Here is a 21,562-nt window from a genome sequence, read left to right as displayed (position 1 = left end):
TCCTAAAAATTATCATTCCATAACACTATCATAAACTCAGTTTAGCTTTAAAGTAATAAAATTGCGGTCAATTAAAAGTTCCAAAACTTCTAATAAGTGTCCCCAATTTATTAAAGTTAAAACCTATGAAATTAAAAATTACATCATTTTTTATAGCATCATTTTTTATTCTTTTTAATGGTGTTCTTTCTGCACAAAAAACAAAAGATTTAAACGGAACGCAAATCGCATTTTTATCCGATGTTCATTTACAAGATTTATTCGGAGGATTTTCAGACTCAGATTATAAAGGTGTTCTGAATCCGAAAACAGGACAATATGCTTTAGTACGAACGATGTCGTCACAGTTGCATTCAACACGAATTTTCAACGAAAACTATTTTGCTTTTCTGGCAGCTTTAGAAGATATCGCCAAGCGAAAAATCAAATATGTAGCACTTCCAGGAGATTATACAGACGACGGACAGCCCATACACGTTCGCGGATTAGCAAAAATTTTAGAACAATACACTCAAAAATACGGAATAGAATTTTTTATTACCACAGGAAACCATGATCCAGTCGGACCTTTTGCACAAGAATCTGGTAAAGAAGATTTCTTAGGAAAAGATGGTAAAAGTCAGCCCATTTATAGCAAAGACGGTATTTATAAGCCCAATCTACAAATTGAACAGCCTGTTGTCATAACAGCCGATATTGCTAAAATGGGTTATTTAGGAATTACAGATCAGCTCAAGAATTTTGGATTTCATCCGAACAAGAAAAACAAATTTTGGGCAACTCCTTTTTCTAATTATTCGAGTGAAAATTATTCGTTTGACAAAGCTTTAGAAAGTGCAAAATTGACTAATCGCGTTTATGAAGTTGCGCCTGGTTATGAAGTTCCAGACGTTAGTTATGTCGTAGAACCTATAGACGGACTTTGGTTAATGGCAATTGACGGAAACGTTTATATTCCGAAGAAAACAGTGAGTGATCCAAAAGATTCTAAAAGTTATTCGGAGGCAAGTACGGGTTACAATAATGTGCTTTCGAACAAAAAACATTTGATTAAATGGGTTGAGGATATTTCGGCTCAGGCCAAAAAGCAAGGAAAAACATTAGTTGCTTTTAGCCACTTCCCAATGATTGACTTTAATGATGATGCTTCTGCGGAAATAAAAGAATTGCTTGGGGCAAATAAATGGCAGTTAAATAGAGTTCCTGTTGAAGAAGTGGCGCAGGTTTTTGCCGATGCTGGATTGAAGATTCATTTTGGAGGTCATATGCATATTAACGATACAGGAGTGAGAACTTCTCCAAAAGGAAATACTTTAGTTAATATTCAAACACCATCTCTCGCGGCCTATATTCCAGCTTATAAATTATTGACATTGAAGAAAAACAATGTTGTAGATATTCAAACTATTGCAATTGATGATGTTCCGAGATATGATGAATTGTTTGATTTATATAAAATGGAATACCGATTTTTAGAAAGTCAGAGCGATAAAGATATTTGGAATATAGATATTTTGAAGACTAAAAATTATCACGATTTTACCGATTTCCATTTGAAAGAATTGGTGCGTCTTCGTTTTCTAAAAGACGATTGGCCAGTTACTTTTAAAGATTTTATATTGAATGTTTCGGCTGAAGATTTATTGGTTTTGTCGAATATAAATTCTGATAAAGATTTTGATTTTATTTTGAAAAATAAAGAACAATTTCAAAAAGAATGGAAAGAAGCAGAAATGAAATCAGAACAGATTCTAATTAAAAATAAGCTTAAAAAGGAAGATTTTAATTGGAATGGAAATGATCTTTTAATTGATTTTTATCGTTTTAGAAGTGCAGATGAATTGGCTTTTGCCGATGTTTCAGAAAAACGAGTGGCAGCTTATAAAGTTTTGTCAAAGTTACTTTTGGATTCTAAAGATGAAGTTTCAAAACCTTTGCAAAAACGAATGAAACTGTTTTTCTCTATTTTCAATAAATTTATGCATGAAGTTCCTGCAGATCATTTTACGGTTGATTTGAAGAATGGTGAGGTTAAGAGTTTGAAGTGATTTTTTTTAACGCAAAGGGCGCAAAGGATTTACGCAAAGTTCGCTAAGGTCAATTTTTAAGCTAGATTTTATAAATAAAAGAAAGTTCGCAAAGCTTTTCATTTATGAACATAGCTTTCAGATAAAAAAAACTCTGTGTCCTTTGCGTAAATTCTTAGCGCCCTTTGCGTTAAAAAACTACTAAAAAAATCTAGCCTACTCATAATAATATAATAAACGAATAGTTAAATGTAATTTATATATTGTTGATAATGAGTATTTTTGAGTAAATAATCAACCTTTTAAAAGGAAAGCAAAATTCATTAACTCAAAAGTTAATCATCATGATACATCAAATAGATACTACAGATAATATAGTTGCTTTTAGAGCATTAGCAGAAGTGACAAAAGAAGATTTTTTAACCGCAGTTGTTCCAGCTGTTGAACATTTAGTAAAGCAAACAAACGAAATCAATTTTTTATTGGTTTTAGATACCGATATTAAAAATTTTACCGCTGGAGCTTGGCTTCAAGATGCTCTTTTAGGGTTAAAACATTTAGGAAAATGGAATAGAGCTGCAATTATTACAGACACAGATGAAATTATTTCGTTTACAAACGGGTTTAGTTTTATCGTTCCAGGTGAATTTCGCGGTTACAAAAAAGTAGATTTCAATAAAGCTTTGAATTGGGTAGAAGGAAATATTTCATAAATAAATTTCTAAAAAACATAAAAAAAGAGCACTGTAAAAAGTGCTCTTTTTTTATGAGATAGGTTTGCATTTTTTAATGGTTGTATTCAATCCCGCTACTAGATTTAGCATCGATTTTTTCTTTACTAACCTGACTGTATTTTTTATAGCATGCAGAAGCTAAAATTGGTAAAGCAATACTTCCTACAACTGCGCTAGCTTTTGAGTGTCCAGTTTTTTTCAATACAGCCGATGCAACTAAAGCACCAACTCCTGCAAACACCATTTGTTTTACTGAAAGATTGATTGATTTGTTTTGAGGTGTAATTCCGTGTAACAATGGATCTATGAAATTTAAATTCTCCATGATAGTTAATTTATTTAGTTATATAATATTTCAATTTTTACTGATTTCATTTTCAGTTTCGCTCTCAATTTTTTCTATTTCTACTTTTTCTTTTTTAATTGCCTGACGTAATAAAGCAAAAAGACTCATGTATACATTTGCCATAAAAACCAGAGAAAACCCTGCCAAAATATAGCCTCTCCAATCATTTAACAAAAGTTTATAATCACAGAGTATCAAAAAAGCAATTGTGACATAATGACTAAAACAGTATTCGCAGGTAAAAAGATAAAAGAACTTTCGTGACAGTATAAATCGGTCATTTTTAGAATGTCTGACACACCATTCATGCGGTTCTCTAAAAATCTCTTCATGCGTTACAGTCCAACTGACACAAGCAATTGGAATTGCCAGCACAAAAAGCCAGATGATTTGTGTTACAATTTCCATAGTCATTAAAGAGAGTTTAGATTATTCTCTAGGATGATTTTCTGGATAATGCTCGGCATCAAAATCGTTAAGCTCCTCATCTTTATCAAAATCACTGTCTTTTTCAATGTCATTTTCAAGATCTAAATCGGATGGATCAGTATTATCGTTATTATTATAATGATTGATTTCACTATCATTTGTAATTCGACCATCTTCATTAATAATTCTTTCTTGATTTGGAATGTTTTCAGCTCTTAAACTTTCATTTGTATAAGAGTCGTTTGAAACGCTTTTTCCATCATCAATAAATTCCTCTTGATACTGATATTGACCATAATCTTCTTCATAAATCGCATTTTCATTGCCAACAGAAGTATTTTGATCTATAATATCAGGATCTTGATCTCCGTAATTATCTTCATTTATATTTTGAAATAAATTTTGTTCATCATAAAAAGAATCTGCCTGATAATCTATCGGAGTATTTTGGTCTATGTAATCAGGGTCGAATTGACCATAATTTTCGTTATTTAGATTTTTCATAATTTCCTTTTTTTAATGTTTATTTTGATTTGAAAAATGCCTGTTTTACAAATTTAATTCAGCATTTGTCAAAATATATTACAGAAAAATATTTGGTATTTCTATAATTTTCAGTTGGTTATAATTTTAACGTCTTATTGCATTTTTATAAATGATGAAAATTTAAAATCCAATTTTATTTGTTTCAGTCGTTCCTACGGAGCGAAACTAAAAACGCCAATTATTTTGGGGCTACCGATGAGATGTTCCTAGCGGAACATTTTTGAGACTTTGTCTTATTGTGTTATTTTGTTGCCTTATAGAGGTGGTATTTGTTGTTGATTTCTATTGAGATTTACATCAATTACAAAAGAAATGTTCCGCTAGGAGTATCTCATCGTTAGAATTTATGGCAAATACATACACACAATTACATATACAATTTGTTTTCGCAGTAAAATATAGAAAAGCATTAATTGCATCAGAATGGAAAGATAGATTGCATCAATATATAACAGGAATAATACAATCTAATCAGCATAAAATGTTGTGCATAAATAGTATGCCTGATCATATACACATATTTATCGGTATGAGACCAACTCAATCTATTTCGTCGCTCATGCAAAATTTAAAAACAGAAACTACAAAATGGATTAAAGACCAAAAATTAGCTTCCAATTTTGCTTGGCAAGAAGGTTACGGAGCATTTTCATATTCGAGAAGTCATGTTCCTAATGTAATTCGATATATAGAAAATCAGGTAGAGCATCATAAAAAAGAAACATTTTTAGATGAATATCAAAAGCATTTGAAAGCATTTGAAATAGAATACGATACGAAATATATTTTTAAAGAACCAACTTTGTAATATCAAACGTCCCTACGGGACGAAATTAAGATACGTATAATTTTTTTCTACCGACGAAATGTTCCTATTGGAACATTTTTTTAATCATCTAAAGATTGTCCCATCGGGACATTTCGTTGGTAGAAATTCAACAATGATTCATTTTTTGCGTTCCGTAGGAACGTTTGATTAATGTAAAATGTTTTTTAATTACAAAATTCAAACGTCCCTATGGGACGAAACAAAAAATCGAAATCATTGATTTCTACCGACCATATGTTCCGATGGAACATTTTATTTGTGATTGAAAAAAAATAAAACACATTTTTTTTCCGCAATGATGTTCCGCTAGGAACATTTCATCGGTAGATTTCATTTGTGATTAAGAAAATTTAAAAACGCATTTTTACGCCACGATGTTCCGCTAGGAACATTTGATCGGTAGAAAAAAAAATATTAACAATTTATGTTTCGTCCCGTAGGGACGTCTGATGTCATTTGAATTATAATCGATCAAACGCTCCTACGGGATGAAATTAACAGAATGTTATTTTACAGAATATAGAGAACCATTCTTTATGTTTTTCTTATTTAATTTTCCTTTACTGTATAATTCTTCCAGAATAATTGTAGCATCCTTAACAGAAATATCTAAAATAATCGCATATTCTTTTGGAGCTAAAGTAGGGTAAACCTCGAAAATCGATAAGGTATTTTTTGAAACGAATTTTTCTTTTCTAGCTTCAGGATGTAAAGCCAATAAAGCATTTTTATAAGAAGAGTAAGGTTTCGAACCATAAACAGTCAATTGATTATTATTTCCATCGGCAAAAAATAAAGTTGGAAATCCTCTAACTCCTAATGTTTTGCCAAGTTTTAAATCGTCTTCAAAAAGTTTTTTTGCATCGCCGTCATAATCTTTTTTTAGTTTTTCTAGATCAAGATTAGCCAGTTTTGCTACTTCAGAAATGTTTTCCCATTTGGCTACATTTTTCTTTTCTAGATATAATTTCTCACGAAGGATTCGCATAAATTTCACGGCTTTTTCTTTGCTCTGAATTTGTGCCGCTTTCATAGCTATACAAGAAGGATACGAAGAATCTAAAGGATCTTCCAACCAAACATCTCCGTCAATTGGCATTTCGTAATACAAACTGGCTTCATCCCAATGATGTGCAACATCTGAAGGTTTGCTGATTCCGCCGCTGTTATAACTCCAATCTGGAAGTAAACCTCCCATTCGATAATCAATTTCAAAATAATCTCCGTATTCCAGTTTTAATTTTCGAAGTTGAGGTTCAATTCCCCAGCAAGAAGAACAAATAGGATCTGTATAATAGACAATTTTTATTGGTTTGTTTTCTGTTGAAATAGTAGCGGTTTCATTTGATTTTTCGCCCAAAGGCATTTCGCAAGTTCCATTAACAGGATCACATAATAACGGATTTGTTTTTTCTTCACTCATTTTTGAATTTGTTTGCGATTGACAGCCATAACTGCAAACCAAGATTAATAGTATCGACAGTATTTGCATAAATTGATTTTAAAATGTACTCTCGGATTTTTTTATTTTTTTGTAAAGTTCTGCCGTATTTCATCGCAAGTCAATTAGTCAAAAAAAGATGACTAGGCAATTTTAACTTAATATCATTTTTTCTCAATAACTACGTTTTGAATAATAAAGTAATTGCAATCTTACAAGTAATTGCTTATTTTCACAGTTAATAATTTAAAAGCCAAAATCAATACTATAATTTTTGAATAAGATGAAAAACGAAATTTTTGACATTATTGAATTACGTCCAGCAACGAAACATTATTATGGAGATAGCTTGAAAATGCCCGAAATACTTTTAGAAGATGGTTTGTTGGTAAAAGTAGGAACTTTAGATATTCCGATTGGACATTCACGTTATGGCGGACCAATTGCAGATCTTCCTAAAGATTTTGAATATCCAGAAGATTTACGATTTGCGGCTCAGTTAGATCTGGAACAAATTGTACCGCATGATAAATCGGGACTTTTACCAAAAACAGGACAGTTGTTTTTCTTTGCGGATATTATGGAAGACAAAGGTTTGGTGGTTTACAGAGATATTGAGAAAAGTGAATTAGAAAGAGTAGTAAAAGAGCATGAAGATAACTTCTTTGAAGGAGTTCTGATAAAATCGGCATTTCCTGCAACTGAAAAACTGTCTAGTCGTTATCGTCAGCCAGAAGACGAATATGAAGAAGAAGATGCAAATGAAGACGGAGTTTTATGGGATTATTTTGAAGGAAGCGAAACCTCTAAAATCTTTGGAATTTTTACACATTGCCAAGCGCAGGAGCAAGAGATATTAGATATAGTAAATTCTGACAAAGTAGTGCTTTTGCAAATAGGAGAAAACGGATTTAACGATGAAGGTGTCTTTAGTGTTTTAATCGATAAAAATGATTTAAAGAATTTGAATTTTGATAACTGTGAATTTCATTGGGGACAATCTTAAAAAAGAAAAAAAATGATTGAAGATTTAGGACACGGTTATAAAATCATAGACAACAAATTTATCCTTCGTTATGATAGTGAAGTTTATAAAAAGTTTTATAAGATTATAGATTTCGAAACATTCAAAATCAAAGCAACAAATGCTGAATTTGATAATGATGGTTTTGCTTCGACAATTTATTTTGAAGATAAAAATCATATTTATTTAGAAAGTGCTTTTACTAGTTTTTGTATTTTAGAAGATGCTAAACCAGATGATTTTAAAGTAATCGATATTAAGAAAGGATATACTTTTTCAAACGGAAAATATTATCGTCATAATGATAAAATGCCATTTGATTTGAGTAAAGCAAAACACCTCAATGATTATCATATTCAAGTTGAAGATCAATTGTTTTTTGGCGATGTAATTTTGATTGAAAACGTAGATTTAGAATCCTTTACGATTCCGTATCCAGATTTGATTCAAAACCTGGCGATGGATAAAAATCATGTTTTTTTTAAAGGAAAGATAATTCCTGAAGCAAATGTGCAGAGTTTTAAAATTTTAGAAGGCTGTTTAGACGGAACTTATTATTTGGAATGCGATAATGCTTTCTATGCCAAAGATGATAAATATGCCTATTTCATAAGAACAATTAGTAATGAAGTAAAAATTATAAAGAGTAAAAGTCTCGATGATTTTCATTTTAAAGTTATTGATGAAAGAGGATATGCGTTTGATAAAGAGTATAGTTACTATATGGGAAAAAGAACCAAGCTATAAATTAATCTTAGTAACTTAGAATCTTAGTCTCTTAGAACCTTCAAAAAACCATTAAACTTTCATTAACAAAAAGTAAGATTTCATTATTTTATATTTGTAAGGCTTAATTAATTCTAAAGCATTGTATCTCATGAAAATCAAGTATTTCTTTCATATATTCCTGTTTAGTATTGTTTCAGTTTCTGCTTACAGTCAGAATGTAAAGCTTTTAAATATCAATCAGCTCAACGAAAGAATTAAAAACGGAAAAGACAGTACATATGTAGTTAATTTTTGGGCAACATGGTGTGCGCCATGTATAAAAGAATTACCGCATTTTGAAAAATTAAAAGCAGAACATAAATCAGAGAAATTGGCAGTTTTACTGGTGAGTCTTGATTTTAAATCGAAATTAGAGTCGAATGTAATTCCTTTCGTAAAGAAAAAGAATTTAAAGAATGAAGTTTTTCTTTTAAACGAAAGCGATCCACAGCAATTTATTGACAGAATTGATCCGTCTTGGTCGGGAAGTATTCCAGCAACACTTTTCATTAAAGGCGATAAACGAAAATTTGTAGAAAGTGAATTTACCTATGAACAATTATTAACTGAATATAAAAAATTATAAATTATCATGAAGAAAATAATCTTATTATTAGCATTAGCATTTTCAGCTTTTCTTGCACAGGCACAAAATGCTGTAACACTTAAGGCGGGTGACAAAGCACCAGATTTTAAACTGAAAAATGTAGACAACAAAGAAGTTTCTTTCGGAACTTTTAAAGATGCAAAAGGGTATATTGTTGTTTTTACTTGTAATACTTGTCCGTATGCAATAGGTTATGAACAAAGAATTATTGATTTAGATAAAAAGTTCAAACCGCAAGGATATCCTGTAATAGCAATTAATCCAAATGATCCAGAAGCTTCTACAGCAGATACTTTTGCAAAAATGCAGGATTTAGCAAAAGAGAAAAAATATCCTTTCCCATATTTATTCGATCCAGGACAAAAAATTACAGATGAATATGGAGCAAAACGTACACCGCATGTTTTCATTATTTCTAAAACTTCAAAAGGAAATGTTGTAGAATATGTTGGAGCAATTGATAATGATCCAGAAGGAAGCAAACCTGAAAAAATAAAATATGCTGAAGATGTCATCGCTTCTTTAAAAAGCGGTCAAAAACCGGCAATTACACAGACCAAAGAAATTGGATGTACTGTAAAAAGAAAAGCTAAGGCTTAGTTTTTTTGTTTCAGGTTTCAAGTTTCAAGTTTCAAGTTGTTCACTTAACGTCTAACCTGAAACGTGAAACCTGAAACAAAAAAAATAAAATACGAAACGCCCCATTTTCATGGGGCGTTTTTTGGCAAGTATAGTGAACAAGATTACTTTCTATTTTTTATCAATTTTGTAAAGTCTTCCTTGATCGGTAACGGCGTATAATGCTTCATCTTTTCCTTGTGTAATATCTCTAAATCTTTGTCCTTCTCCTGCTAATAATCTTTCTTCTCCAGACACTTTATTGTCTTTAAATGCCAAACGAACAATATGCTGTCCGCTTAAAGCGCCTATAAATAAATTGTTTTGCCATTCTGGAACACGTTTGCCTGCGTAAAAAGTCATTCCACTTGGCGAAACAACAGGATCCCAATAATAAACTGGCTGTTCCATTCCTTCTTTTTTTGTTATTCCATCTCCAATTTTAGTGCCACTGTATTCAATTCCGTATGTAATGGTTGGCCAGCCATAATTGGCTCCGGGTGTAATTCGGTTAATTTCGTCACCACCTCTTGGGCCGTGTTCGCTTTGCCATAATTCGCCACTTGTTGGGTGAAGTGCCAATCCTTGTGGATTTCTATGTCCAATAGAATAAAGTTCTGATAGAGCTCCAGTTCCCGTAAAAGTAGGGTTTCCTGCTGCTGCTTGTCCGCTAGTTGTAATTCGAACCACTTTTCCTAAACTGCTGTTTACAGCTTGTGCCAACGGACGAGTTTGTAATACAGATCGTTCACCAATACTAACAAATAGATTTCCCGTTTTATCAAATAGAACACGTCCTCCGTAATGCAGTGTACTCGCATTTGGAGTATTCGATCGATAAATTACAGTTACATTTTCAATAGCGGTTTCGTTATCAGATATTCTGCCTTTCGCTACAGCGGTAATATTTCCTCCCGCCACAGCTTCAGAAAAAGCCCAATAAATCATTCTGTTTGTCGCATATGAAGGATCGAGGCAAATACCTAATAAACCTCCTTGATCTGCTGGATTAACGGCAGGAACGCCCGTTAAGGCATTTCCAATAACTCCTGCTTGAGTAACAATTTTTATTTTACCTGCTTTTTCAGTCACTAAAAGACGTCCGTCTGGAAGATAGGCAACTCCCCAAGGAGCGCTTAAGCCGTTGGTGATAACTTTAGATTCAATTTCTGTGGTAGTTTGAATGCTTCCAGCGCGTGTTTGTCCAGCAAATGCTGGCTGATAGGTCGTGTTTGCAGTGCCAGTTTCTACTGGTGGCCCAGTTGGTCCAGTATTGGCGCTGTCATCATTGTCATTGTTGGAACAGCTGCCTAAGACGAGCAAACCAGCAAGAAGAAATATACTTTTTTGAATTATCATAATGCTTTCATTTTTAATGGTTAAAAAATAATTTTTGCATTATCGAACAAATCGAAAGTGAAGATTATATTCTAGAGATTCATAAAAATGAAATGGTCAGCTTCAAACAAAATTCTCTTTTATTTTCAATTAAGATTGCCTAAATGCTTATGCCATTTTCTATGAAAAATAATTCAATTTCAAAAAAGAAATTAAACTTCTTTTGGAAAGCATTTAGTGGGACATGCTTAATTTTAACGGAAAATTGTTACAAAATATTGCCAGTAAAAATTAGATAAAGTCTTTTTTAAAGTAAATTTAATATTGAAATAAAAAGTAAATACGGCATTGAACGCCTGATTTTAAAGGAGTTTTTATAAACTTTTAAGTTTCTTCATAAAAACAGGAAAAACTTCATTTAGTTCATCAAAAAGTGGATTTTTTCTGTTTTTTAATTTGATTTCGCTGAATAATTTTAATCCTAAAGCAAATTGAATTGCTTCAGATTCATTTGCAAAAATATTTTTGTCTTTAATTCTATCAATGATTCCGAAAATCTCGTCGTGATTGTCAAATTCAATTCCTAATTCTTTCGCAGGTTCAGTTTCGCCGTTTGCGTATTGTTTAAGACTTAATGTCAGATAATATTTGTTTGATCTTTTTTCCATGATTTTTGTAATTCTAAATTTATTTGAGCCATTTATCGACTACGATTTTAAAGGCTTCTTTGTATTGTTCGCCAACTGTAATTTCGATTTTATCAATAAAAATGGAGTTCTTACTGATGGCGCTAATTTTGTCAAGAGAAACAATGAAAGAACGATGCACACGCATGAATTTTGATGCAGGTAGTTTTTCTTCTAAAGCTTTTAATGAAATTAATGACAATAGCGCTTTTTGAGAATCTTCTAAATGTACTTTTACATAATCTTTCAGACTTTCTATGTAACAAATATCTTTTAGCGAAATCCTAACCCATTGATATTCTACTTTTAAAAAGATAAACTCGTCATCTGCAGTAATGGTCTGAAATTGATTGTTTGCTTCTTCATACAGTTGCAAAACTTTACTTGAGGCACGTAAAAATTCTTCGTAGCTAAAGGGTTTTAAGAGATAATCTACCGCATTAACACGGTAACCTTCGATTGCATAATGATTATAAGCAGTTGTAAAAATAATTTTAGGCAGAGGTCCAGATTGGTCTTGAATTAGTCTTGCAAGTTCCATTCCGGTTAAATTAGGCATATTGATGTCTAAGAAAACAACGTCAGGTTTTGTTTCACGAATGATTGCCATTGCTTCTACAGCATTATCGCAGGTCGCAGTTAATTCTAAAAATGGTGTTTGTTCTATAAACGTTTCTACCAATTTTAAAGCTAATGGTTCATCATCTACCGCTATGCATTTTAGTACTGTCATTGCTCTAAATTTATTTTCAATTTAATTTTATATGTTCCGTAATCGGTAACTCCAAAAGTGATAAAATGATGATTTGGATATATTAGCTGTAACCTTCTTTTTGTATTAGTTAAACCAATTCCTCCAACATCCGAAACAGCCGTTTTTTCAAAGAAAGTATTTTCTACTTCAAATTCAAGATTGCTTCCGTTTTGTATCAGTTTAATATGAATTTCGCTTTTATCAGTTGCATGAACACCGTGTTTAAAAGCATTTTCTACTAAAGGTAATAATAACATTGGAACAATTGGATAATCTTGTATTTTTTCGGGAATGTCTGTTGTAATCGTTAGTTTGCTATTGGCACGAAGTTTCATTAATGCAATAAAATCTCTCATAAATTCGGCTTCTTTGAGCAATGTTGTTTTTTCTTCGGTGCTGTAAAGCAAGTAACGCATCATTCGGCTTAGCGTATGAAGTGCATTTCGAGAATCTTCAATATCTGTGTAAGTAAGGGAGTAAATGCTATTAAGCGAATTAAAGAAAAAATGCGGATTAATCTGCGCTTTGAGCATAGCCAATTCGGCCATTGTTTTGTCTTGCTCTAATTTTTGTTTGTGCTGTGCCGCTTTCTGCCAATGTTGTAGCATCGCCCAACTTGTACTTATTCCTAAAACCAATAATGTTAAGGTAAAAACGTAATTGTCAAAGTATGGATTTTTATATTTTTTAAAACCAATTGCCTTGCTAATCTGATTATGAAGATCTGTCTGTGAAGTATAAAAATAAGCAACTAACTGTAGTGTGAAAATGGCCAAAAATGCCCAAAGCAAATACAATGAAGTATTGTCATTAATGATTGTTCTTGGAACTACAATTTTTGCTGTAGAATAAAAAACAACAATCAATAAAAATAGTACAATACTTTGCCAAAGCCAAAATGCCGATGGAAGGGCTACATTCCAAGTTAATGGAATATAAAACAGCATAAGATACCCCAATAAAAGCCATCCCAGAATATGTAATCCAGTAAATAAATAGGGTCTGAAAAAGGTTGGTGACATTATAATTTATGATTTTAAGGCAATATTACATTTTATTTATATAGAAATTTTAAGCAATCGCTCAACATGGATTTAGAGCCTCTAAAAAGCCTTTTACAACCGACGGGATAAAATATTAAACGCTTGTTTAATATTCTGAAAAAACCATCGGTTTTTAATTAACCTTTGTCGATTGTCATTCACTCTTCGTCTATTTGAAAATTTTTGCGTGTTATATTTTATTTCTTTTGTTGTCATATAATAGATAAATCACACATTTTTCACAATGAAGAAGCAATCATTTTTAGGTATTCTAGCAGCATCACTTATTATCGCGTCTTGCGGTAAAAATGATAAATCGGCTCAGGCTGGTGGCGCACCACAAATAAAAGAGTATAAGACTGTAACATTGCAGCAAGAATCGGCTACATTAAATAGCGATTTTCCAGCAAGCATTCAAGGTCAGCAAAACATAGAAATTCGACCAAGAGTAGAAGGTTATATCGATAAAATTTTTGTAGATGAAGGAGCTGTTGTAAAAGCAGGTCAGCCTTTATTTAAAATTAGTGCTCCAGAATATGAGCAGCAAGTTCGTACAGCAACTGCAAGTATTAAAAGCGCTCAAGCAGATGTAAGTTCAGCAAAATTGGCTGTAAATAAAGTAAAGCCTTTGGTTGAAAAAGGAATCATTAGTAAATATGATTTAGAATCTGCACAATATACTTATGAGTCAGCAATGGCATCTTTAGCACAAGCAAATGCAGCTTTGGTAAATGCTAAAGTTAATTTAGGATATACTACAGTTACAAGTCCAGTTAATGGGGTTGTGGGGTCAATTCCGTTTCGTTTAGGAAGTTTGGTAAGCTCTAATACAACAGAGCCTTTAACGACAGTTTCAAGTATTGGCAATGTATATGCTTATTTCGCAATGAATGAAAAATCGTTATTGAATTTTACTAAAGATGCTGGAGCTTCATTAAACCAAAAACTTAAAAATATGCCTGCGGTTTCTTTAGTGCTTTCAGACGGTTCTGCTTATGATCAAAAAGGACATATTGAAACGGTAAACGGATTAATCAATACAGAAACAGGGACAGTAAATGTTAGAGCGCGTTTCCCAAATCCAAAAGGGATTATCAGAAGCGGAAGCAGTACTACAGTTCGAATTCCAAAAGAAGTAAAAGACGGAATTATTATTCCTCAAAGCGCAACATTCGAACTTCAAGATAAAATGTTTGCAGTAGTTTTAGGAAAAGATGGAAAAACTAGAAATGCTAATATTTCAGTACTTGAAAATACAGCAGGAAACTACTATGTGGTAACAAGCGGTTTGAATGCTGGCGACGAAATAGTTTTAGAAGGAGTGGCTTCTCTTAAAGAAGGAACTGAAATTAAAGCTCAAAAACAAAGCCCAGAAACAGTATACGCCGATTTAAAATAATAGAAATGTTTAAAAAATTTATACAAAGACCCGTACTCTCAACGGTAATATCTGTTATTATCGTTATTTTAGGTGTTTTAGGCCTAATTGAGTTACCGATTTCGCAATACCCAGATATTGCGCCACCAACAGTAAACGTGGCAGCAAGTTATACAGGAGCTAACGCCGATGTAGTTTTGAAAAGTATTGTAATTCCGTTAGAAGAACAAATCAATGGTGTAGAAAACATGACTTATATGACATCTACAGCAACAAATGACGGAAATGCTTCGATTAAAATTTTCTTTAAAGTAGGAACCAATCCCGATTTAGCAGCCGTAAACGTTCAAAATAGGGTTTCTAGAGCAACAAGTTTATTGCCTGTTGAGGTAACTCAGGCGGGTGTAACCGTTACGAAAAGCCAGAGTAGTAACTTGTTGATTTTCTCTTTATATAGTGATGATAAAGCTTACGATCAGACGTTTTTACAGAATTATGCTAAAATCAACTTAGTACCACAAATTCAGCGTGTAGTTGGAGTAGGAGACGTTACCGTTTTTGGTGCAAAAGATTACTCAATGAGAATCTGGCTAAAACCAGATGTAATGCAGCAATATAAACTGATTCCAAGCGATATTTCGGCAGCTTTGGCAGAACAAAATATCGAAGCGGCACCAGGTAAATTTGGTGAGAATGGAAATCAGGCGTTTCAATATGTAATTAAATACAAAGGACGTCTAACAAGCGCTCAAGAATTTGAAGATATTGTAATCAAATCTGTTGGAAATGGACAGATGCTAAGACTTAAAGATGTTGCTAAAGTTGAATTAGGTTCTTTAAGCTATTCTTCAACAATTAAAACAAATGGTGTAGAATCTGCAGCGATGGCAATCAGCCAGACTCCAGGATCGAATGCGCGTGACGTAATCATCAATTCTAAAAAATTAATTGAAGAAGCGGCAAAGAGTTTTCCAAAAGGAATGAAATACACCATTATGGTGGATGTTAATGAAAATTTGGATGCTTCTATTGAGAAAGTAATTCACACTTTGATTGAAGCATTTATTTTGGTTTTCATCGTGGTATTTATTTTCCTTCAAGATTTTAGATCAACTTTAATTCCAGCTATTGCGGTTCCAGTTGCTATTGTTGGTACGTTTTTCTTCCTAAACTTATTCGGATTTACGATTAACTTATTGACGCTTTTTGCGATGGTACTTGCCATTGGTATTGTGGTCGATGATGCGATTGTCGTCGTTGAGGCCGTCCACGCCAAACTCGATGATGGCTATAAATCGGCTAAAAAAGCGACTATCCACGCCATGGACGAAATTTCGGGAGCGATTATTTCGATTACATTAGTAATGGCGGCGGTATTTATTCCGGTAACATTTATTAATGGATCAACAGGAGTTTTCTACAAACAGTTTGGTATTACGCTTGCTGTAGCGATTATTCTTTCGGCAGTAAACGCCTTAACATTGAGTCCAGCTTTATGTGCGCTTTTATTGAAACCACACGCTGACGATCATAAACATAGAACTTATTTACAGCGTTTTTATACATCATTTAACGTTGCGTTTGATAACGTGACGCAAAGATATAAACGTTCTGTAAGTTTCCTTTCTGTAAAAAAATGGATTGCTTTAGCTTCTATAATTATTGCTGGTGTTGCATTAGTTTATATGATGAAAACGACACCGTCTGCTTTCGTACCGTCGGAAGATCAGGGAACTGTTTTTGCGAATATAAGTTTGCCACCATCAGCTTCTATGGAGCGTTCGGATATTATTGCAAAAAGAGTCGATAGTATTGCGAAGACTATTCCAGGAGTTAAAAATACACTTCGAATTGTTGGGCAGAACTTTACTGCAGGAGCGGGTAGTGCCTACAGTATGGTAATCGTGAAATTATATCCTTGGGATCAGCGTGATCTAAGTGTTGATGATGTAATCGGACAGCTTTTTGCTAAAACTAGTGGTATTCGTGAGGCAAGTATTTTCTTTATTTCTCCTCCAACTATTCAAGGTTTTGGACAAAGTGGTGGATTCGAATTCCAATTACAGGATAAAGGAGGACATACAACTGCTGAGTTCTTTAAAGTAAATAACGAATTCTTAGCAAAATTAGCTGAACGTCCAGAAATTCAATATGCAACAACGCCTTTCAACCCTGGATTCCCTCAGTATATGATGGATATTAATTTAGCGAAAGCAAAAGATGCAGGAGTTTCTGTAAACACAATTCTTTCTACTATGCAAGGTTATTATGGTGGATTGTACGCTTCAAACTTCAATAAGTTTGGTAAACAGTACCGTGTAATGGTTCAGGCTGCTCCAGAGTTTAGAGCTAATACGCAAGGGTTGAACAAAATCTTTGTTCGTAATAGTGCAGGAAATATGGCACCAATTACAGAGTTTGTAAAAATGACAAGAGTATTTGGACCAGAGTCTATTTCGAGATTTAACTTATTTACGTCTATTTCGATTACGGGAGCACCAAAACCAGGTTATAGTTCTGGAGATGCGATTAAAGCAATTCAAGAAGTAGCGGCAGAAAATCTTCCAGCGGGTTATGGTTATGAATTTTCTGGATTAACGCGTGAGGAATTAGCTTCTGGAAGCGAAACGATATTCATTTTCATTCTATGTTTAGTTTTCGTCTATTTCTTGCTAAGTGCACAGTACGAAAGTTATATTTTACCATTTGCAGTATTATTATCAATTCCGTTTGGATTGGCAGGAGCTTATCTGTTCTCGATTATTTTTAAACTGAATAGCAATATCTATCTACAAATTTCTTTAATCATGTTGATTGGACTTCTTGCCAAGAACGGTATTTTGATTGTAGAATTTGCTTTGGACAGAAGACGAAAAGGATTGCCAGTTGTACAAGCAGCAATTGAAGGTGCAGTAGCGCGTTTGCGTCCAATCTTGATGACATCATTTGCCTTTATTTTAGGATTAGTTCCGTTGATGTTTGCTTCAGGTGCGGGTGCTGTTGGTAATAGATCGATTGGTACAGGAGCTGTAGGAGGTATGTTAATCGGAACAATTTTAGGAGTTTTCGTAATTCCGGTTCTTTTTATCATTTTCCAAAATTTACAAGAAAAAATCAGCGGACCTGCAAAAGATGGTTATGATGACGATGACGACGATGAAGAGGAAATTCATTTAATAGAAGCTCACAAAGAGTAAAATTTAATTAAAAAAGAAATGACGAATAGTTCAAATAAATATATTTTAATGGTAATGACGGCCGCACTTTTGAGTGCGTGCTCCGTTACCAAGAAATACGAACGTCCTACAACTTTAAAAACAGATCAATTGTATCGCGATCAATCTTCAACAGATTCGACTACAATTGCAGATATGCCTTGGAATACTATTTTTAAAGATGAAAAACTAAATGCTTTAATTCAAAAGGGTTTAGATCAAAATCTGAATCTGAAAAATGCAATTGAAAATATTGTGCAGGCAAGAGCTTCTTTGCGTCAGAGTAAATTGGCTTATTATCCGACTTTGCAATTAGACGCAAGTGCTACTCATAATAAACAATCTCAGGCAGGACTTAACTTTCCAGCAGGAATTAACATTAATACTTTGACTACAACTTATAAATTAGGTGCTAGTACGTCTTGGGAAATTGATGTTTGGGGAAAATTAAGCAGTTCTAAAAGAGCAGCTTTGGCAACTTATTTAGCTTCAGACGCTGCAAAACAAGCTGTTCAAACACAATTGATTGCCGATATAGCCAATAATTATTTTGCCCTTTTGGCTTATGATAAATCGCTTAAAATCACTCAGGCAACATTAGAAAGTCGTATTAAAAATGTTGAAACAATCAAAGCTTTAAAAGAAGGTGCGATTGTTACTGGTGCAGCGGTTGTTCAGAGTGAAGCCAATCAGCATGCAGCAGAAGTTTTGATTCCTGATTTAAAGCAAAACATTCGTGAGACAGAAAATGCTTTGAATATTTTGTTAGGACAAGCGCCTGGCCCAATTGAAAGAGGAGAATTGGGAACACAGATAATTCCTGAACAAATTGCAATCGGAATGCCGGCTCAATTATTAAATAATCGTCCAGATGTCCGTCAAGCGGAATTTAATTTCAGAGTCGCTTTTGAGTCAACAAACTTAGCTAAAACCTATTTTTACCCAAGTTTAACACTTACTGCAAGTACAGGATTCTCGAATTTAGAGTTGAAAGATTTCTTTAGCCATTCTATCTTTTATTCAATTATTGGAGGTTTAACGCAGCCAATTTTTAATCAAGGATTGAATAAAATGAGATTGACAACAGCTCAGTCACAACAATTACAAGCCTATAATAATTTTCAGCAAAGTCTTTTGGTTGCTGGACAAGAAGTTTCAAATGCCTTGTATTCGTACCAAATGGCGGTTGAGAAAGAAGATTCAAGAACCAAACAAATAGAAGCTTTAGAAAAAGCGGTAGACTTTACACAACAACTTTTAGAATATAGTTCTGCAACCAATTATACAGATGTATTAACATCAGAACAAAACCTTTTATCAGCACAATTGAGCGGAGTTAATGATAATCTGCAAAAATTGCAAGCTGTTATAAATTTGTACCGTGCGTTGGGTGGTGGTTGGAAATAATTGTTATTTATAATGCTAAAAACGTCTCAGTAATGAGACGTTTTTTTATTAAATGTATATCGGTTAGAAAGTACTATTCGTCGATTAGTTTTTGGGTTTTTTATAATGAATGTGATAAGCTTAAATATTGGCATTAATTTCGATTCATATCTACTAAATAAAAATTTAAAACTAAAGATCATGAAAAAATTAGTATTCGCCTCAGTACTCTTTATGAGTGTATTTTTCGCCCAAGCGCAAGTGTCAGTTAATGTAAACATTGGAACACCGCCAAATTGGGGGCCACAAGGTTACGATGATAGCAGATATTATTACCTGCCAGATATCGATGTGTATTATGATATAAATCAGAGCGTATTTATTTACGATAATGGAGGAAAATGGATTCGTGAAAAAAGACTTCCTTCAAGATATAGAAACTATGATTTGTATTCTGGTTACAAAGTTGTTTTGACAGATTACAGAGGAGATTCTCCTTATAGTTATCATACAAGACATATAAAAGCTTATCCAAAAGGTTATGTTGGAAAACCTCAAAAAAAAAGAGGTGAGAAACCAAAAGGTAACAATGGAAACCATTATGGAAATGACAAAGGTAAAAGCAAAGGAAATAACTCCAAAAAGCAGTCAGACAAAAACCACGATCATTCTAACGGAAATCACCGTTAATTTAAAAACAAGACTGAAAGAAAACGTCCCGAATTTCGGGACGTTTTTGTTTTTTATAGCCACAAATTACACGAATTAACGCGAATTTTATTTTTATAAAGCTTGTAATTTAAGCTAATTTATATGGCTAAAGTAAATTGCCTCCTGCTTTAGCTGGAGGTTATTAAATTATGTATTTAATGGCTTTAGCCAAACTTTCGCGTTTAGTTTGGCTAAAGCCCTTTTATTTGCAATAAACAAAAAACCTCCAGCTAAAGCAGGAGGCAATTGATATTTATAAAATAAAAATTCGCGTTAATTCGTGTAATTCGTGGCTTGAAAAAAAAACTTTTTAATCCAAATAATTCTGCGGCTAAAAAACTATTCCGAAACAGTTTTAACTTTATGACCAACAACTCCAAAAGAAAGAATGATTAAAAAGCAAACTAGCGGAATAATATACCCAGACTGAATATCATCATGATTCATATCGATTAAAGTACCCATTCCGTAAGGAATAATTGCACCACCAACAATTGACATTACCAACCATGAAGAACCCGTTTCTGTATTTGATTTCAAGCCTTTAATTCCTAAAGAGAAAATAGTCGGGAACATAATTGACATAAAGAATCCGATTCCGCCAAGAGCATAAATTACCACGATTCCAGAACCGTAAATAGCAACCAAACAAAGTAATGTGCTCATTACGCAATAGATTGACAATAAAACATAATCTTTTACAAATTTTAAAAAGAAAGTTCCAATAAAGCGACCTGCCATAAAAAGGAAACCATAAATTCCCAGATAATATCCAGCCGTTTTTTCGTCTAATCCAGCGCCTTGCTGTGCAATTCTGATAAAGAAACTAGTAATACAAACTTGCGCTCCAACATAGAAAAACTGTGCCACAACGCCCCAGCTTAAATGTCTGAATTTTAAAACAGAGAAAAATCCCGGTTTAATTTCAGCTTCAGCATGAGTTGCTTTCATTGAAGGAAGGTTGACAAAGTAAAATATAATTGCTATCAAAACTAATACGCATCCTAAGATAATATAAGGCATTTTCACTGCAGCAGCTTCTCCCATTAAATAAGCTGTTTTTTCAGCCTCTGGCATTGCTGCCATTTGCTCTTTTGTATGATTAGTTCCTGAAAGAATAAATAATGAACCAACTATAGGTGCTAACATAGCAGCCAATCCATTGAATGAAGCAGCTAGATTTAATCTTTTAGAAGATAATTCAGCAGCTCCTAAAATTGCCGCATAGGGATTCGCACTAGTTTCTAAAATTGTAAGGCCGCATCCAATTATAAATAAGGCAAACAAGAATAATTCATATGTTTTTGAGTTTGCAGCTGGCACAAATAAAAATGCACCGGCAGCAAAGACTAGTAAACCTGTTATAATACTATATTTATAACCAAATCTTTTGATCAGCATTCCGGCTGGGATCGCCATGATAAAATAAGCAAAGAATACAGAAGTGTCAATTAATGTTGATTGACTATTATTTAATTCACAGGCTTTCTTTAAATGAGGAATTAAAATAGAATCTAAATTATGAGCCATTCCCCACAGAAAAAATAGGCAGGTAACGAGAATAAATGGGAAAAGATATTGATTTCCTTTTCCGCCTTCTGTCGGCACTTCATGTTGATCACCGGCTTGGTTTGTAATTTGCATTGTTTAGATAGTTTTTTGAGTTATTTTTTTTTGAAGTT

Annotated in this window: 20 protein-coding genes; 11 read left to right on the top strand and 9 right to left on the bottom strand. The window is 33.2% G+C overall.

Going from position 1 to position 21,562, the window contains the following annotated elements; translation table 11 throughout:
- The first annotated feature begins 125 nt into the window (after positions 1-125).
- Together HNP35_RS11525 and HNP35_RS11520 are read left to right on the top strand one after the other, a co-directional pair.
- Entirely contained in the window at positions 126-2,048 is a 1,923-nt protein-coding gene (locus HNP35_RS11525; RefSeq protein WP_184161786.1) for a metallophosphoesterase family protein, read from the top strand.
- 323 nt (positions 2,049-2,371) lie between these two features.
- Positions 2,372-2,740: an STAS/SEC14 domain-containing protein gene (locus HNP35_RS11520; RefSeq protein ID WP_184161783.1), complete on the top strand. Its 369-nt coding sequence runs from the start codon at positions 2,372-2,374 to the stop codon at positions 2,738-2,740.
- A gap of 73 nt (positions 2,741-2,813) precedes the next feature.
- Here the strand turns inward: HNP35_RS11520 and HNP35_RS11515 are convergent, their stop codons facing one another.
- The 3 genes from HNP35_RS11515 to HNP35_RS11505 are packed head-to-tail and all read right to left on the bottom strand — an operon-like array spanning position 2,814 to position 4,040.
- On the bottom strand, positions 2,814-3,086 hold the full coding sequence (locus HNP35_RS11515; protein ID WP_184161780.1) for a PrgI family protein: 273 nt from the start codon (positions 3,084-3,086) through the stop codon (positions 2,814-2,816).
- A gap of 30 nt (positions 3,087-3,116) precedes the next feature.
- Entirely contained in the window at positions 3,117-3,521 is a 405-nt protein-coding gene (locus HNP35_RS11510; protein ID WP_246453480.1) for a hypothetical protein, read from the bottom strand.
- 15 nt (positions 3,522-3,536) lie between these two features.
- Complete coding sequence (locus HNP35_RS11505; protein ID WP_184161777.1) at positions 3,537-4,040, bottom strand: hypothetical protein; 504 nt, start codon at positions 4,038-4,040, stop codon at positions 3,537-3,539.
- A gap of 388 nt (positions 4,041-4,428) precedes the next feature.
- Here HNP35_RS11505 and tnpA point away from each other — a divergent pair, with 388 nt between their 5' ends.
- A complete protein-coding gene (tnpA, locus tag HNP35_RS11500) occupies positions 4,429-4,890 on the top strand; it encodes an IS200/IS605 family transposase (protein WP_184161775.1) in 462 nt (153 codons plus the stop codon).
- A gap of 526 nt (positions 4,891-5,416) precedes the next feature.
- Here the strand turns inward: tnpA and HNP35_RS11495 are convergent.
- Positions 5,417-6,334, bottom strand: coding sequence for a DsbA family protein (locus HNP35_RS11495; RefSeq protein WP_184161772.1), 918 nt, complete (start codon positions 6,332-6,334; stop codon positions 5,417-5,419).
- A 301-nt stretch (positions 6,335-6,635) separates the two neighbouring features.
- On the opposite strand from HNP35_RS11495, the gene HNP35_RS11490 reads away from it, so the two are divergent.
- From HNP35_RS11490 to HNP35_RS11475, 4 genes are all read left to right on the top strand, one after another.
- Entirely contained in the window at positions 6,636-7,358 is a 723-nt protein-coding gene (locus HNP35_RS11490; protein ID WP_184161768.1) for a DUF1963 domain-containing protein, read from the top strand.
- 12 nt (positions 7,359-7,370) lie between these two features.
- Positions 7,371-8,123, top strand: a complete 753-nt coding sequence (locus HNP35_RS11485) for a DKNYY domain-containing protein (RefSeq protein ID WP_184161766.1) — start codon at positions 7,371-7,373, stop codon at positions 8,121-8,123.
- A gap of 130 nt (positions 8,124-8,253) precedes the next feature.
- Positions 8,254-8,730, top strand: a complete 477-nt coding sequence (locus HNP35_RS11480) for a TlpA family protein disulfide reductase (RefSeq protein ID WP_184161763.1) — start codon at positions 8,254-8,256, stop codon at positions 8,728-8,730.
- A 6-nt stretch (positions 8,731-8,736) separates the two neighbouring features.
- Entirely contained in the window at positions 8,737-9,351 is a 615-nt protein-coding gene (locus HNP35_RS11475) for a thioredoxin family protein (protein ID WP_184161760.1), read from the top strand.
- Between the two features lie 150 nt (positions 9,352-9,501).
- Here HNP35_RS11475 and HNP35_RS11470 read toward each other — a convergent pair whose 3' ends face one another.
- The 4 genes from HNP35_RS11470 to HNP35_RS11455 all read right to left on the bottom strand — a co-directional run bounded on the left by HNP35_RS11470 (position 9,502) and on the right by HNP35_RS11455 (position 13,169).
- Positions 9,502-10,728, bottom strand: a complete 1,227-nt coding sequence (locus HNP35_RS11470; RefSeq protein WP_184161757.1) for a PQQ-dependent sugar dehydrogenase — start codon at positions 10,726-10,728, stop codon at positions 9,502-9,504.
- 353 nt (positions 10,729-11,081) lie between these two features.
- Entirely contained in the window at positions 11,082-11,375 is a 294-nt protein-coding gene (locus HNP35_RS11465; RefSeq protein ID WP_184161755.1) for a DUF3861 domain-containing protein, read from the bottom strand.
- A gap of 19 nt (positions 11,376-11,394) precedes the next feature.
- Entirely contained in the window at positions 11,395-12,126 is a 732-nt protein-coding gene (locus HNP35_RS11460) for a LytR/AlgR family response regulator transcription factor (protein WP_184161752.1), read from the bottom strand.
- Positions 12,123-13,169: a sensor histidine kinase gene (locus tag HNP35_RS11455; protein ID WP_184161749.1), complete on the bottom strand. Its 1,047-nt coding sequence runs from the start codon at positions 13,167-13,169 to the stop codon at positions 12,123-12,125. Before HNP35_RS11455 ends, HNP35_RS11460 begins: the two co-directional genes overlap by 4 nt.
- A gap of 265 nt (positions 13,170-13,434) precedes the next feature.
- On the opposite strand from HNP35_RS11455, the gene HNP35_RS11450 reads away from it, so the two are divergent.
- The 4 genes from HNP35_RS11450 to HNP35_RS11435 all read left to right on the top strand — a co-directional run bounded on the left by HNP35_RS11450 (position 13,435) and on the right by HNP35_RS11435 (position 19,859).
- A complete protein-coding gene (locus HNP35_RS11450) occupies positions 13,435-14,589 on the top strand; it encodes an efflux RND transporter periplasmic adaptor subunit (RefSeq protein ID WP_184161745.1) in 1,155 nt (384 codons plus the stop codon).
- Positions 14,590-14,594: 5 nt separating this feature from the next.
- Positions 14,595-17,765: an efflux RND transporter permease subunit gene (locus tag HNP35_RS11445; RefSeq protein ID WP_184161742.1), complete on the top strand. Its 3,171-nt coding sequence runs from the start codon at positions 14,595-14,597 to the stop codon at positions 17,763-17,765.
- A gap of 18 nt (positions 17,766-17,783) precedes the next feature.
- A complete protein-coding gene (locus HNP35_RS11440) occupies positions 17,784-19,190 on the top strand; it encodes an efflux transporter outer membrane subunit (protein WP_184161739.1) in 1,407 nt (468 codons plus the stop codon).
- 180 nt (positions 19,191-19,370) lie between these two features.
- Positions 19,371-19,859 (top strand): hypothetical protein, encoded by a 489-nt coding sequence (locus tag HNP35_RS11435; protein ID WP_184161736.1) that lies wholly within the window; start codon positions 19,371-19,373, stop codon positions 19,857-19,859.
- Between the two features lie 360 nt (positions 19,860-20,219).
- Here the strand turns inward: HNP35_RS11435 and fucP are convergent, their stop codons facing one another.
- Positions 20,220-21,524: an L-fucose:H+ symporter permease gene (gene fucP, locus HNP35_RS11430; RefSeq protein ID WP_184161733.1), complete on the bottom strand. Its 1,305-nt coding sequence runs from the start codon at positions 21,522-21,524 to the stop codon at positions 20,220-20,222.
- Positions 21,525-21,562: the final 38 nt, after the last annotated feature.

Origin of the sequence: Flavobacterium notoginsengisoli, from assembly GCF_014207905.1 — a bacterium.
Taxonomy (GTDB): Bacteria; Bacteroidota; Bacteroidia; order Flavobacteriales; family Flavobacteriaceae; genus Flavobacterium; species Flavobacterium notoginsengisoli_A.
This window is presented reverse-complemented; position numbering and strand designations above follow the sequence as displayed.

Excerpts from the sequence above, each read along its gene's own strand:
- HNP35_RS11445 (WP_184161742.1), top strand. The coding sequence starts at position 14,595 with ATGTTTAAAAAATTTATACAAAGACCCGTACTCTCAACGGTAATATCT.
- HNP35_RS11505 (WP_184161777.1), bottom strand. The coding sequence starts at position 4,040 with ATGAAAAATCTAAATAACGAAAATTATGGTCAATTCGACCCTGATTAC.
- HNP35_RS11525 (WP_184161786.1), top strand. The coding sequence starts at position 126 with ATGAAATTAAAAATTACATCATTTTTTATAGCATCATTTTTTATTCTT.
- HNP35_RS11465 (WP_184161755.1), bottom strand. The coding sequence starts at position 11,375 with ATGGAAAAAAGATCAAACAAATATTATCTGACATTAAGTCTTAAACAA.
- HNP35_RS11515 (WP_184161780.1), bottom strand. The coding sequence starts at position 3,086 with ATGGAGAATTTAAATTTCATAGATCCATTGTTACACGGAATTACACCT.
- HNP35_RS11510 (WP_246453480.1), bottom strand. The coding sequence starts at position 3,521 with ATGACTATGGAAATTGTAACACAAATCATCTGGCTTTTTGTGCTGGCA.
- HNP35_RS11435 (WP_184161736.1), top strand. The coding sequence starts at position 19,371 with ATGAAAAAATTAGTATTCGCCTCAGTACTCTTTATGAGTGTATTTTTC.
- HNP35_RS11450 (WP_184161745.1), top strand. The coding sequence starts at position 13,435 with ATGAAGAAGCAATCATTTTTAGGTATTCTAGCAGCATCACTTATTATC.
- HNP35_RS11460 (WP_184161752.1), bottom strand. The coding sequence starts at position 12,126 with ATGACAGTACTAAAATGCATAGCGGTAGATGATGAACCATTAGCTTTA.
- HNP35_RS11520 (WP_184161783.1), top strand. The coding sequence starts at position 2,372 with ATGATACATCAAATAGATACTACAGATAATATAGTTGCTTTTAGAGCA.
- HNP35_RS11495 (WP_184161772.1), bottom strand. The coding sequence starts at position 6,334 with ATGAGTGAAGAAAAAACAAATCCGTTATTATGTGATCCTGTTAATGGA.
- HNP35_RS11440 (WP_184161739.1), top strand. The coding sequence starts at position 17,784 with ATGACGAATAGTTCAAATAAATATATTTTAATGGTAATGACGGCCGCA.
- HNP35_RS11480 (WP_184161763.1), top strand. The coding sequence starts at position 8,254 with ATGAAAATCAAGTATTTCTTTCATATATTCCTGTTTAGTATTGTTTCA.
- HNP35_RS11470 (WP_184161757.1), bottom strand. The coding sequence starts at position 10,728 with ATGATAATTCAAAAAAGTATATTTCTTCTTGCTGGTTTGCTCGTCTTA.
- HNP35_RS11490 (WP_184161768.1), top strand. The coding sequence starts at position 6,636 with ATGAAAAACGAAATTTTTGACATTATTGAATTACGTCCAGCAACGAAA.
- HNP35_RS11475 (WP_184161760.1), top strand. The coding sequence starts at position 8,737 with ATGAAGAAAATAATCTTATTATTAGCATTAGCATTTTCAGCTTTTCTT.
- fucP (WP_184161733.1), bottom strand. The coding sequence starts at position 21,524 with ATGCAAATTACAAACCAAGCCGGTGATCAACATGAAGTGCCGACAGAA.
- HNP35_RS11455 (WP_184161749.1), bottom strand. The coding sequence starts at position 13,169 with ATGTCACCAACCTTTTTCAGACCCTATTTATTTACTGGATTACATATT.
- tnpA (WP_184161775.1), top strand. The coding sequence starts at position 4,429 with ATGGCAAATACATACACACAATTACATATACAATTTGTTTTCGCAGTA.
- HNP35_RS11485 (WP_184161766.1), top strand. The coding sequence starts at position 7,371 with ATGATTGAAGATTTAGGACACGGTTATAAAATCATAGACAACAAATTT.